This window comes from Frankia umida (assembly GCF_023242945.1).
Lineage (GTDB): Bacteria > Actinomycetota > Actinomycetes > Frankiales > Frankiaceae > Frankia > Frankia umida.
The window spans coordinates 271,847-284,316 of sequence record NZ_JALKFT010000001.1 but is presented as its reverse complement, the minus strand read 5'-3'; the positions used below and the strand labels follow the sequence as shown (position 1 = coordinate 284,316).

The following is a 12,470-nucleotide window of genomic DNA, read 5'->3' as shown; positions in this document are numbered from 1 at the left end:
CAGCTTCGGGGCGGATTGCGGACTCTGACGGGTGGGATGTCCGGTCCATGTCGCCTGTCCGGGGACGCGGCCGGGCGGCCCCGCCGCCACGGATCTGACGCTGCGTAGAGAGGTCGTGGCGTTTGGCTGGTAGGTGGGCGGGTGGTCCGAGCCCCATGGGTCGGCCATGGCGCTGTCATGCCTATCCGGCACGGCCGGAGGCTTTGGGCGGAACCGTCTGGCCGCGATGGAGCACGGTGGCGGTGCCCTCGATGTGCCGAGATGACGGTTCCGTGACCGAGATGACGGTGTCGCAACGCAGTGGTCCCCCAGTCGCGAGCGGCAACTGGGGGACCGGCGGTTCTGGGCGGTGACTCCGGTGCGGGACTGTTTCTCCCGCCCGGGGCCGTCCCGCCCCGGATGGATGGAGCCCGGCTGGTTCGTCGGGCCTTCCTGTCTGGGTCAGGCCTTCCCGAGCGAACGGCCGGTGGAGCGCAGGTCCTCACAGGCCTGGGCGACTCGGGCGGCCATGCCCGTTTCGGCAAGCTTTCCGTAGGTTCGTGGGTCGTAGGCCTTCTTCACGCCGACCTCGCTGTCCACCTTGAGGACACCGTCGTAGTTCTTGAAGGCGTGGTCCACAATGGGGCGGGTGAATGCGTACTGGGTGTCGGTGTCCACGTTCATCTTGACGACGCCGTAGTCCAGCGTCTCCCGGATCTCGCTGAGGTCCGAACCGCTACCACCGTGGAAGACAAGGTCGAACGGCTTGGAACCAGCCGCAAGGCCCAGCTTCTGTGCGACGTGGTCCTGGCCGTCCCGAAGAATCGTGGGGCGCAGCTTCACGTTGCCGGGCTTGTAGACGCCATGGACGTTGCCGAATGTCGCGGCGAGCAGGTAGCGGCCCTTGTCACCCGAGCCAAGAACCTCGGCGGTCCGCCACATGTCACCGGGGGTGGTGTAAAGCTTCTCGTCGATCGCGCCGACGACACCGTCCTCCTCGCCGCCGACCACCCCGATCTCGACCTCGAGGACGATCCGGGCAGCGGTCGCGTCCGCGAGCAGTTCCTCGGCGATCTTGAGGTTCTCCTCGAGCTCGACCGCGGAGCCGTCCCACATGTGCGACTGGAACAGCGGGTCGCGACCGGCCGCCACCCGCTCGCGGGAGATCGCGATCAGCGGCCGGATGTAGGTGTCCAGCTTGTCCGCCGGGCAGTGGTCGGTGTGCAGCGCGATGTTGACCGGGTAGGCCTTCGCGACATGGTGGGCGAACTCGGCCAGCGCCTCGGCGCCGAGCACCATGTTCTTCACCGTGGAACCGGACAGGTACTCGGCGCCGCCGGTGGACACCTGGATGATGCCGTCGCTGCCGGCTTCGGCGAAGCCGCGCAGGGCGGCGTTCAGGGTCTGCGACGACGAGACGTTGATCGCGGGGTAGGCGAAGGCCTCGGACTTCGCACGGTCGAGCATCTCGGCGTAGATCTCTGGCGTGGCGATGGGCATCGGTGGGGCTCCTTGTCGAAGCTGTCGGGGCGCCGATCAGCCATAAAAGGCGGCACGGGCCGGCCCGATCGGGCGCAAGCGCACCCGCGCGACTGTTGGTGGGCGAAGGGTATGACGACGCGCGTCGTTCGGGTGGCCGGATGCGGTGGACGTCGCGGCACAGTTGCGCCGACGCCGGTCGGCCGCGTCCGAGCATGGCGCGTCCGGGCGAAGCCACGCCGTCCGGGCGAAGCGGTGCCGTCCGAACGGCCTGGGACAGCGCGGGATGTGGTCCACCACGGCGACCAAGGGCTCCGCGTCGGACTGTCCGCGGTGGATTGCCGGCACACTGGACGGGTGGATGTCGGTCACCTGTCCGGGACGACCCTGTACGCCGTCGTTTTTGCGATGATCTTTATTGAGAGTGGTGTGCTGGTCGGTTTCTGGCTGCCCGGCGACACCATTCTGTTCGCCGCCGGTCTGGTCGCCGCCGACGGCGGCGCCGACGTCTCCATCTATGCCCTCTCCGGCGGGGTCGCGGTCGCCGCCAGCGCCGGTGCCGTGGCGGGCTATTACACCGGGGCCCGGCTGGGTCGGCCCTATCTGGAACGGCGGCACGGAACAGCCCTGGCTCGGACGGACGACTTCTATCGCCGGTTCGGCGCCGTGACGCTGATCGTGGCCCGGTTCGTGCCCTGGGCCCGGACCTTCGCACCCGTGCTGGCCGGCGCGGTGGCGATGCCGTGGCACCGGTTCCTGGCCGCCGCCGTCGCCGGTGCGCTGGTGTGGGGCAGCGGCCTGATCGTGCTCGGGTATCTGGCGGCGGACATTCCGGGGCTGCGGGATGCGGCGGGCCCGATGGCCGGGGTGGTCGTGCTGGTCTCGGTGCTGGCCGGGCTTGGCGGTGAGCTGCTGCGCCGACGCGCGGGCCGACGCCGCGCCGCGAACACGGATCCAGCCGCTAACACGGATCCAGCCGCGAGCACAGATCCAGTGGTGGCGACCGCGACGCGGGCGGATGCTGTGCGGACCGACTCTGCGGTGGACGAGCCGGTGATCGTCGAGGTGCCGTCGACGGGGGTGGCCGTGGTCGACGCGCCGCGGACAGTCGACACGCCGCACACAGAGGAGAGGAGGTAGCCAGGGCCGAAACGTGGTTCGCCACCGTTGGGCTGGGCTGCGACCGATCCGGTGACCTGGGTCGGGGGGCCGACCAGGCGAAGGATTCGATGCCACGTCCTCGTTCCTGGCGCTCGCCCGCGGGCTGCCAGCCTCTTCCTGCCAGCTGTCATCCGGTGGACCGCCGTCCGGTCGCTCGTCGCCGGGCGGGCCTGCTGCCCCCGCTCGTCACGGCGGCCCTGGCCGCGGGGTTGACCGCCTGTTCGCTGGCGCCCGGCCCCGGGGCATCCGAGGCGCTGGGCACCCGCGCGACGGACCCCGCCGTCCAGGCCACCTCTACTACCTTTACCACTGGCGCCGCGGTTACCACTGGCGCCGCGGTGGGCGCGGCCGACGTGCCGGCGTCCACCGCGGGTGTCGCCACGCCGAGCGGGGCACCGTCCTCGCCGGCGGAGACGCCGGGCAGCCCACGCGCGGATGTGCCCAAGTCGACCGCGTCCGCGCGCCCGCAACTCCTGGCCGCTACTCTGGGTAGTGATCCCACGGTGCCGGCGAGCTCTGCCGGCGAGACGGGCCTGCCGGCGGGGAAGCCGCCGTCGGTGATCGTCGCCGTGCCGACCCCCACCGCCGTCCAGGCTGGTGGTGTGACACCGGGGTCGTCGCCGGCCGCGACCGCGTCGCCCGCGGCTTCGGCCGCCTCCGTGGGGTCGGCGAACGCCCAGGCGACGGCGCTCGCGAACATCCTCAACACCGTGGTCAACCTCACCAACCAGCAGCGCGCCCTGGCCGGTTGCCCCGCGCTGGTCGCCGATCCGGCCCTGACCCTGGTCGCGCAGGCACACAGCGTCGACATGGCGACGGCGAACTACCTCGCGCACAACAGCCGTAACGGTGCCACGCCGTTCCAGCGGATCTCCGCGGCCGGCGTCGCCTACGTGATCGCCGCGGAGAACATCGCCGCGGGTCAGCCGACACCCGACGCGGTCGTGCGAGCCTGGATGGCCAGCCCCGGACACCGGGCGAACATCCTCAACTGCTCGCTGCGGCGGATCGGCGTCGGCTTTGCCGGGGGTGGGTCCCACGGGGCCTACTGGACCCAGGACTTCATCGCGCCCCCGCGCTGAGATCTCCCGACGTTGGCGGACAGACTCAGTCCTTGTGATATAGAACACATCCGCGGTGATGGTGGAGGGAACGGTACGCGCCGGTCCGACGGCGAGTCCCACCGGATTCTCGCCGCCGGACCGGCGCCACTGGCCTGGATACGGTGTGGCCGGACGATCCCGTAGGGTCGAAACGTCGTCGCCGAGGGCAGTCGGGCCACCTTTCCGGCGCCCTGACGGCGGCGGCAGCGACAGCACGCCGTCACACGGGTGGCCCGGCGCGGGTGCCCCGGGCAGGAGGAGGGGCCGTGGTTCGCGCGGTGGTCACCGGCGCGGCCGGTTTTCTCGGTGGGGCGATCACGCATGCGCTGCGCCAGGCGGGCACCGAGGTGGTGGCGCTGGACATCCGCCGGGCACCGGGCATCACGACGGCCGACATCACCCGTCCGGGAGACTGGGAGCGGGCGCTGGACGGTGCCGATCTCGTCGTCCAGGCGGCCGCCGTCGGCCTGGGTGGAGTGGCGGAACTGACCCCGGTCCGGCCGGGGCGGGCCGGCGCGCCGGTGCGGGTGGCCGCCGGTGAGATCCGGCGGGTGACCCTTGCGGGCACGGCGAACCTGCTCGACGCCGCCGGCCGCGCGGGCGTCGACCGGTTCGTTCATCTTTCCTGCGTGGACGTGGTCAACATCGCCGCCACCCAGCGAGCGTCCACACCGGAGAAGACCATGTCCGCCCCCGGTTCGCCGCGGGCGTGGGCCGAGGGCCTGGCCGGGTCCGGCGGGCCGCTCGACGAGTCGGCGCCGGTCGGGCTCACCGGGGATGCCCGGGCGGACGCGCTGGCCGCGGCGGAGCAGGCGGTGGCCTCGGCGGCCGCGCACGGGCTGGGCGCGACCGTCGTGCGCGTCGGTGACGCCTACGGGGCCCGGGCGGGGCGTTGGACACTGTGGCCGGTGCTGCTGCTGCGCGCCGGGCGGTTCGTGGTGGTCGATGGTGGCCGCGGCATCCTCAGCCCGGTGCACGTCGACGATGTCGTCGACGCGGTCGCGGCGGTGGTCGCGGCCCCGCGAGCCGTGGTGGCCGGCGAGGTGCTCCAGGTCACCGGGGGCGAGTCGGTGCCGGCCGCGGACTTCTTCGGTTACTACGCCGACATGCTGGGCGTGGCGGCGCCCCGCTCGGTGCCCGCGGGCATCGTCGGGGCGCTCGACGGCTGGGAGCGGCTGCGCGCACTCGCCGAGGGGCGTCGTGGTCGTGGCACGACCACGACGACGGCCGGGACCGGGGCGGGTGGACCGCGGGCGCTGGTGCGTGGGGTCGGTGCCCGGCTCGGCGCCGGGGTCGACCCACGGGCTCGGGTGGACGTCGGGCCGCTCGGTGTCCGGGAGCTCACCCGCGAGCGCGGCTTCTCGTCCAGCCGGGTAGGCGAGCTGACCGGCTGGGCACCGAGGGTGCCGCTGGTCGAGGGGATGGCCCGCACCCAGGACTGGCTGCGGGAGCGGGGGCTGCTCGGCGTGCGGGAGCCGTCCCGTCGTGGGTGAGGGGCCGACACTCACCACATCCCGGCTGCTGGCGCTGCCCCTGACCGTGTGGAACGCGGGCTATGTCGCGGAGGAGCTGGCGTCGGCGTTGTCGTTCACCTCGGTCGTGGTCGGTTCGGGTGGTCCCCGGCAGTCGGGGGTGGGGCCGGACGGGGGTCTGGTCGGCACCGATCCGTATGCCGACCGGTCGGACCCGCGTGACCCGGCCGGGTCGCTGCGTCGTGAGCTGCGTCGCCGGGCCGGGGCCGGTCGGTCCGTGCTGACCTGGGTGCTGCGGCGGCGATCGGAGCCCGCGGCGGTCGGCCTGCTGGTGGCCGACACCCAGGGCCGGCGGGCGGTGGTCGGGGTGTCGATCGCGTTCGGTTGCCGCCGGGAGGGCTACGCCACCGAGGCGGTGCGGGCGGCCGCGGTCTGGCTGGAGTACCGCGGTGTGCTCGTGGAGACGCGGATCCGGCGCGGTGACGCCGTCGGCAAGCGCCTCGGGCAGGCGACCTCGTTCGTGCCGACCCCCGTTCTGGTGGCCGGATGGTGGCGGGTCTGGCTACGGCCGCCGGCCGGCTGAGACCGACCCCCGGCCTGCGCGCATGCCACCAGTGGACTACCGCGCGGTCCACGTCGTCGGGCCCATTGGTGCCAACCGGGGGCTGTCCCGTGGGCGTCCCGAGGGCCCCTGGCCAGGGGCCCTAACACGGACGAAAATCGTTGTGTGTCTGTTGCGTCGATGATGTCCTGTTGACCGGGATCTGGCCGCGACCTTCTCGTAGTTTTCTCGTCACTGGACGAGCGGTGGAACACGCCACGCCGACAGCCCCCTGTTCAGACCGTGACGCCCTGGGGCACCATGTAAAGCGATGTCGCGACCAAGGCCGACGGGCCGAGGGCAGGGCGGGGCGACCGGGGCGGGCTGTGGGAGGTCCGCCGCGCGTCCGGGGAGGGGAGCCCGAACGTTTCGGCGCCACCTGCGCCTGGGAGGTCAGCAGCATGAGCGTGGACACCCCTCGGGGAACACCGGCCGGAGCTCGGCCCGGTGAGGTCACCTATGACCATCTGGTCATTCCGTCGCACTGGCGGCGGTCACCCGCCTCCACGCCCGGCGAGCCCAACGCGCTGTTCCCGTCCGAGGACGGTGCGTCCGGGCAGCCTGATGCGATGCCGCTTGGTCCGCCCTCGGGGGCGATGACCGGGCCGTTGCTGGTCGGGACGACCGCGCGTGCGTTCGCCAAACTCGACGACATGATTCGGCTCAGCGCTGAGGAGAAGGCGGTGATCGCCGCCCGCCGTGACGAGGCCGAGCGGGCACTGCGGGCGATCTTCCCGCCGCGGTGCGCGCTGCCGCTGGTCGGCGTGGCCACGATCGGCTCCGCCGGTCGCGACACGATGATCCGCCCGCTGGACGAGGTCGACATCTTCGCGGTCTTCTCCGCCGCCAACAGCGCGTGGAAGCGGTTCCGCTGGGACTCGCGCGACCTCGTCCTGTGCGTGCGCAACGCGATCGGCGGCGAGCGTATCCAGACCATCGGCAGCCGCGGCCAGGCCCTGCGCATCGTCTACGACGCCCCGCCGGATGTGCATCTCGTGCCCGCCTTCGACCATCCGCGGGCCGGTTACGTCATGCCCGACCGGGTCGGCGGCTGGTTGCCGACCCGACCCGAGCGACACCTGGGCTGGACGGCGGATCTCGGCCCCCGGGTGATCTCGGCGGTGCGGCTGCTCAAGGCCTGGAACCGGGTGTGCGGCAGCCACCTGCGCTCGTTCCACCTCGAGGCGCTCGCCGGGCAGGTGCTCGGTGGGCGTGGTCTGAACACCCGCCAGGGCCTGGCCGAGGTCTTCCGGTACATGGACGAGGTGGGTCTGCGCGTCGCCGACCCGGCCGATGTCGGTGGCGATCTGTCCAGCTATGTCCGCTCCGAGGATCTTGACGTGCTCGGGGAGAACGTCCGCTTCGCCCGGCTCTACTCGGCGAAGGCGCTGGCCGCCGAACAGGCCGGTGACCACGGGGAGGCCGTGGCCCTGTGGGGCGCGGTGTTCGGCCCGGAGTTCCCCACCTTCGGCTGAGCCCCAGCGGCCCCGTGGCCCCGTGGCCGGCTGGGCCGCTGCTCAGCGATCAGCGGTCGGGGTGATCGAGTCGTCGGCCCAGGCGGGACAGTTCCGCCTGGGCGTAGACCAGTGCGGTCGCCGACCGGCGGTCGCGGTGGCCGCTGCGCACCCGGACGGGGCCGTCGATGGTGTCGAAATGGACGTCGGCCAGCCGCAGGAGCCGGGCCAGTGGGTTCGCGATCAGCCGGATGCTCTGCACCTTGCCGTGCGCGATGATGTCGGTGTGGCGCCGGAGCAGTCCGTGCCGGGCGACGAAGATCCGGTCGTCGGCGCCGCAGGCGAGCACCCACCAGTGCGCCGGCGCGAGCAGCAGCGCCCGGCGCGGTCCGCGGGTGAGCGCCACCGCGGCGACGTCCACCCCGGGCAGCAGCGCGCCGACGAGCGCCATCGCCTCGTCGTGGCGGGCCACCGGCAGCAGGACGGTCGGGCCGCTGCCGGCGACGTTCATCCGCAGGGTCACCCAGCCGAACGGTCGCCACAGCAGCGGCGCCGTGATCCGTAGCGCCTGGACCCGCCCCGGTGGCACGGTCGCATGGGCCCGTTCGATCAGGCCGCTGTCCAGGCGTAGCCCGTCCGCCGAGGTGGACACCGTGTACGGATAGCCGACGGCGAACACCCGGACGGTGCGATGCCACAGCCAGCCGAGGATCGGGATCGCGCCGAGCACACCGGTGCGGGTCCCGGTCAGCAGGGACGGGACGGCGATGGCCGCGACGCCGAACACCGCCACCCACGGCGCCGGGGACAGCGCGATCGCCGCGGCCAGCCGGGTCGGCGGCACCTCGGCGAGCGTCGCCGACCCGTCCGACCTGTCCGACGGGTCGGACCCGTGCGAAGGGCCGAAGGGAGCCGGGGCCGCCGGGTTCGCCGCCGCGGGGCGCGCGGAGCCGGTCAACAGCTGGCTGCGCAGCCGCTGGGCGTGGCCGAGCGAGAGGTAACGCAGGTCGGAGGTGGCGCTGCCGCCGTCGGAGTCGGCCCGGTCCCGGCGTTCGTGGCCGGCGAGGTCGAGTCGCACGACGGCGAGCCCGACCAGCCGGGCGAGCAACGGCTGGACGAGGTCGACGGCCTGCAACCGGTCGAGGCGGACATAGCGGGTACGTCGCACCAGCAGACCGGTGTCCAGGCGCAGCCCGTCGCCGTCGAGCCGGTAGCGGGTGAACCGCCAGACGCAGTACCCGTAGATGCCGGCCGCCGGCACCAGGAAGAGCATCGTGAGGCCGATCGCTCGGGCGGTCACCTCCTCGGCGAAGGTCCGCCCGACCGTCGCCGCGAAGGCGGCGACGATCACCCAGCCGCGCAGGAACGGCGTCAACGGATGCAGCCGTCGGTACCCGTCATCGCCCGACTCCGGCGACTCCGGTGACTCCGACCGCTGCGGTGGGTCCGGCGGCTCCGGTGGTTTCGGCGGGTCCGCCACGGTTGGTTCGGTGGCCTCCCAGGAGGTGGTCAAAGCCCGGCCGATCTGGCCTCGCCGCGTTCGGTGAGGGCGTCGCGCAGCCGGGCGGCCTCGGCGGGGCGCAGGCCGGGGATGACGGCGTCGCTGGTGGCGGCGGCGGTGTGCAGCTGCACCTTGGCGATGCCGAACCGGCGGGCGAGCGGTCCGGCGCTGACGTCCACCAGTTGCATCCGGCCGTAGGGGACGACCACCAGGCGCTGGATGAGGATGCCCCGACTGATCAGGAGATCGTCCTCCCGCTCGGCGTAGCGCCAGGCGCGCCAGACCCGCTCGATCGCGAACCAGGCCCAGCCGGCCACGGCGATCGGGACGGCGGTCAGCAGCAGCCACGGCCAGCCGTCCACCATCACTGTGATCAGCAGTGTGAGCATGACGGCCGGCACGGTCACGCCCAGCAGCAGGGTTCGCCGCATCCGGCGTAGCTGCGGCGGCAGGACCTGCCAGGACGCCGGGTCCGGAATGAGCGCTTCGGCCATGGGGCAACCTTAGGTCGCCCGCTGATTACGTCTGCCTCGATTTCGGCCAGTGGCGTGACCGGACCGGTTCGACCGGGGCCGCCTGATCCGGACGGGCGAGCCGCCCCGGCCACCAGATGCGCCGACCGATGTCCAGACTCAGCGCCGGAACCAGCACCGATCGCACGACCAGGGTGTCCAGCAGGACGCCGAAGGCGACGACGAAGCCGATCTCGGCCAGCTGGACCAGCGGAAAGATGATCAGTGCCGAGAAGGTCGCGGCGAGCACGATGCCGGCGGAGGTGATCACCCCGCCGGTGACGGCGAGCGCGTGCAGCACGCCGGGCCGGGCACCGATCCGCTGCGCCTCCTCCCGGACCCTTGTCATCAGGAAGATGTTGTAGTCGACGCCGAGGGCCACCAGGAAGATGAACGCGAACAGTGGCAGTGACGGGTCGGCGCCGGGAAACCCGAACAGCCAGCGGTAGGCGACGGCGCTGGCCCCGAGCGCGGCCAGATACGACAGCACGACCGTCACCATCAGCAGCAGCGGCGCGATGATCGCCCGGAGCAGGAAGATCAGAACGGCGAACACGACCGCGAGGACCAGCGGGATGACCACGGTGCGATCCCGGACGGCGGCCCGGCGCACGTCGAGGTTCACCGCCGTGTTGCCGCCGACCATCGCCGCCGCGTCCGGGATGCGGTGCACCCGCCGCCGCAGGTCACGCACCGCCGCGAAGGACGCGGCGCTGTCCGGCCGCTCCCGCAGGACCACCAGGAACTGCACCTGGTGGCCGGCCCGTCCGGTCTCGGCCACCGCGGCCACCCCGGGTGCCGCGCGCACGGTCGCCTCGACCGCCGCCGCCGCCGACGTGTTCGCGATCACATAGGTCGGCGCCGCGACGCCCGGCGGGAAGTCGGCGGCCACCAGGTCCACGCCGCGCACCGACTCGACGTCGCGGCGGAACCCCTGGTCGCCGCGCAACGAGGTGTCCATCGCGAACAGCCCGAGGGTGAGCCCGCCCAGCAGCAGCGACGTGATCACCCAGACCGTGCGTGGCCGGCGGTCGATCGCCGTACCGACGCGGACCCAGCGTCCCGGCTCCTCGGCGAGGTCGAACTCGGTCAGATCCTCATGGCCGGGGACGGTCGGGGCGGCGAGCGCGGCGGCGTGCGCCGACCGGGCGGCCGCGCCGTGGCGGGCCGCCTCGGTGACCGGCGGGTGTTCACCGAAGTGGGGAATCCGCGGCCAGAACAGCCGCCGTCCGCACAGCACCAGCGCGGCCGGCAGCAGGGTGGTCATCGTGACCAGGGCGGTGGAGATACCGATCGCGCCGACCGGGCCGAGCCCCCGGTCGGAGGCGAGCTCCCCGACCAGCAGGCAGAGCATGCCGATGACGACGGTGCCGGCGGAGGCGACGATCGCGGGGCCCGCCCGGCGCATCGCCTGGCGCATCGCATGGCGCGGATCACGATGCCGGGTCAGTTCCTCCCGGTAACGGGCGATGAGCAGCAGGGCGTAGTCGGTGCCCGCGCCGAAGACGAGCACCCGCAGGATGCCGGAACTCTGCCCGTTCACGGTGAGCCCGGAGTGCCGGGCGAGCAGGTCGATGATGCCGGCGGCGGCCTGGTCGGCGATGCCCACGGACGCCAGCGGCACCAGCCACAACAGCGGACTTCGGTACACCACCAGCAGGATCACGGCGACGATCCCGGCGGTGACCAGCAGCAGCCGGGACTCGATCGTGCTGAACAGGTGGTAGGTGTCGGCGACCAGGCCGGCCGGTCCGGTCACGGCGATCTGGGTGCCCGGGGGAGCGAGCCCGGCGGTGATCCGGCGCATCTGGCGCACCTCGTCGGTGAACCGGGCCACGTCGTCGGACTGGGCCAGGGGCACGGTGAACACCAGTGTCCGGCCGTTGGGCGAGAGCACCGGCCCCAGAATCCGCCCGGACGCGAAGGGCCTGAGCGCCGCGGCGATCGCGGTGGCCGCCGTCCGGTCCCGGGCGGCCAGACCGCTGGGTCTGGTCATCACGACGACGGTCGGTACGGCGTCGCCGCCGGGGAACTCGCGTTGTGCCGCGAGCAGCCGGGTGGACTCGGCCTCGGCCGGCAGGAAGGCGGCGGCATCGTTCTTCTCCGCCTGCGGCAGGTGGAAGGCCAGCGGGCTCAGCGCCGCCGCGACGACGATCCAGAAGGCGATGACGAACCAGGCTGACCGACGGCCGAGAATCCACGACACGGTCGGTCACCTCCCTGCTCGCTCACCCACCGTTACGGCGTCGGGTGAAATCGTCGCAGGTCCGTGCCTGGGGCGCTGGTTCAGCCCGTCGCCGCCCAGGCGCGGGCGACGTCGGCGGCGACCGCGACGTTGTTATGCACCGCGTTGATGTTGACCTCGAGGCTCGCCCCGCCGGTCTCGCGATGGAACGTCTCCAGCAGGAAGGGCGTGACCGACTTGCCGCGGATACCGCGTTCGGACGCCCAGGCCAGCGCGTCGGCGAGCACCCGGTCGTGCAGCCCGGGGTCGAGGGCCAGTTCCACCGGCAACGGCGCGGCGACCACGATCGCGTTGCGCAGCCCCAGGTCGTCGGCCGCGCTCATGGCGGCAGCGACCTGCGCCGGCTCACTGACCCGCCAGTCCAGGTCGTAGGAGGTGTGTGGCAGGTAGAAGCCGGGAAACGTCGACGTGCGGTAGCCGACGACGGTGACCCCGAGGGTCTCGAGGCGTTCGAGGGTGGCGCCGACGTCGAGAATCGACTTCACCCCCGCGCACACCACCGTGATCGGCGTGGTGGCCAACGTGACCAGGTCTGCGGACTCGTCGTAGCTGTCGCCGGCGCCGCGGTGCACGCCGCCGAGCCCGCCGGTGGCGAACACCCGCACGCCGACCCGGGCGGCGAGCAGCGAGGTGGCCGCGACGGTCGTCGCGCCGGTCCGGCCGGTGGCGCGGGCGACCGGCAGGTCACGCACGGACAGCTTGACGACGTGCGGGTCGTCGGCGATCCGCAGGAGATCCGGCTTGTCCAGCCCGACCCGGGGCACGCCGTCGATGACCGCGACGGTCGCCGGGGTCACCCCCTGCTCGCGCAGCTGCGTTTCGAGCTGGGTGGCGACCTCCCGGTTGCGGGGCCGCGGCAGCCCGTGCGCGATCAGGGTCGACTCCAGGGCCACCACCGGCTCCCCGGCAGCCAGGGCCTGGCGCACGGCCGCCGAAACGACGATGTTCGATCTGCCCGCCATA

The 12,470-nt window shown here is 72.8% G+C and carries 10 protein-coding genes; 5 read left to right on the top strand and 5 right to left on the bottom strand.

Translation table 11 applies throughout. From position 1 onward, the window contains the following. Positions 1-441: 441 nt before the first annotated feature. Positions 442-1,479, bottom strand: a complete 1,038-nt coding sequence (gene fbaA / locus MXD59_RS01110) for a class II fructose-bisphosphate aldolase (RefSeq protein WP_248823055.1) — start codon at positions 1,477-1,479, stop codon at positions 442-444. Positions 1,480-1,866: 387 nt separating this feature from the next. Between fbaA and MXD59_RS01105 the strand changes: the two genes are divergently transcribed. The 5 genes from MXD59_RS01105 (at position 1,867) to MXD59_RS01085 (ending at position 7,270) form a co-directional block, all read left to right on the top strand. Continuing rightward, the gene (locus MXD59_RS01105; RefSeq protein ID WP_248823054.1) at positions 1,867-2,598 is read left to right on the top strand and encodes a DedA family protein; all 732 of its coding nucleotides are present in this window, start codon (positions 1,867-1,869) and stop codon (positions 2,596-2,598) included. A gap of 155 nt (positions 2,599-2,753) precedes the next feature. After that, positions 2,754-3,701, top strand: coding sequence for a CAP domain-containing protein (locus MXD59_RS01100; RefSeq protein WP_248823053.1), 948 nt, complete (start codon positions 2,754-2,756; stop codon positions 3,699-3,701). 287 nt (positions 3,702-3,988) lie between these two features. Next, positions 3,989-5,215 (top strand): NAD-dependent epimerase/dehydratase family protein, encoded by a 1,227-nt coding sequence (locus MXD59_RS01095; RefSeq protein WP_248823052.1) that lies wholly within the window; start codon positions 3,989-3,991, stop codon positions 5,213-5,215. Further along, positions 5,208-5,777 carry a GNAT family N-acetyltransferase gene (locus tag MXD59_RS01090; protein ID WP_248823051.1) on the top strand — a complete coding sequence of 190 codons (570 nt, stop codon included), beginning with the start codon at positions 5,208-5,210 and terminating at the stop codon, positions 5,775-5,777. The genes MXD59_RS01095 and MXD59_RS01090 overlap by 8 nt, the downstream gene beginning before the upstream one ends. Positions 5,778-6,196: 419 nt before the next feature. Continuing rightward, positions 6,197-7,270, top strand: a complete 1,074-nt coding sequence (locus MXD59_RS01085; RefSeq protein ID WP_163548806.1) for a nucleotidyltransferase domain-containing protein — start codon at positions 6,197-6,199, stop codon at positions 7,268-7,270. A gap of 49 nt (positions 7,271-7,319) precedes the next feature. Here the strand turns inward: MXD59_RS01085 and MXD59_RS01080 are convergent, their stop codons facing one another. The 4 genes from MXD59_RS01080 to MXD59_RS01065 all read right to left on the bottom strand — a co-directional run bounded on the left by MXD59_RS01080 (position 7,320) and on the right by MXD59_RS01065 (position 12,469). After that, positions 7,320-8,762, bottom strand: coding sequence for a PH domain-containing protein (locus MXD59_RS01080; RefSeq protein ID WP_248823050.1), 1,443 nt, complete (start codon positions 8,760-8,762; stop codon positions 7,320-7,322). Next, complete coding sequence (locus tag MXD59_RS01075) at positions 8,759-9,244, bottom strand: PH domain-containing protein (RefSeq protein ID WP_248823049.1); 486 nt, start codon at positions 9,242-9,244, stop codon at positions 8,759-8,761. Before MXD59_RS01075 ends, MXD59_RS01080 begins: the two co-directional genes overlap by 4 nt. Positions 9,245-9,269: 25 nt before the next feature. Next, positions 9,270-11,468 carry an MMPL family transporter gene (locus tag MXD59_RS01070; protein WP_248823048.1) on the bottom strand — a complete coding sequence of 733 codons (2,199 nt, stop codon included), beginning with the start codon at positions 11,466-11,468 and terminating at the stop codon, positions 9,270-9,272. A gap of 80 nt (positions 11,469-11,548) precedes the next feature. Next, on the bottom strand, positions 11,549-12,469 hold the full coding sequence (locus MXD59_RS01065) for a pseudouridine-5'-phosphate glycosidase (protein WP_248823047.1): 921 nt from the start codon (positions 12,467-12,469) through the stop codon (positions 11,549-11,551). Between the last annotated feature and the right edge of the window lies 1 nt (position 12,470).

Coding starts and splice junctions, on each gene's coding strand:
- fbaA (WP_248823055.1), bottom strand. CDS start 1,479: ATGCCCATCGCCACGCCAGAGATCTACGCCGAGATGCTCGACCGTGCG.
- MXD59_RS01105 (WP_248823054.1), top strand. CDS start 1,867: ATGATCTTTATTGAGAGTGGTGTGCTGGTCGGTTTCTGGCTGCCCGGC.
- MXD59_RS01085 (WP_163548806.1), top strand. CDS start 6,197: ATGAGCGTGGACACCCCTCGGGGAACACCGGCCGGAGCTCGGCCCGGT.
- MXD59_RS01075 (WP_248823049.1), bottom strand. CDS start 9,244: ATGGCCGAAGCGCTCATTCCGGACCCGGCGTCCTGGCAGGTCCTGCCG.
- MXD59_RS01065 (WP_248823047.1), bottom strand. CDS start 12,469: ATGGCGGGCAGATCGAACATCGTCGTTTCGGCGGCCGTGCGCCAGGCC.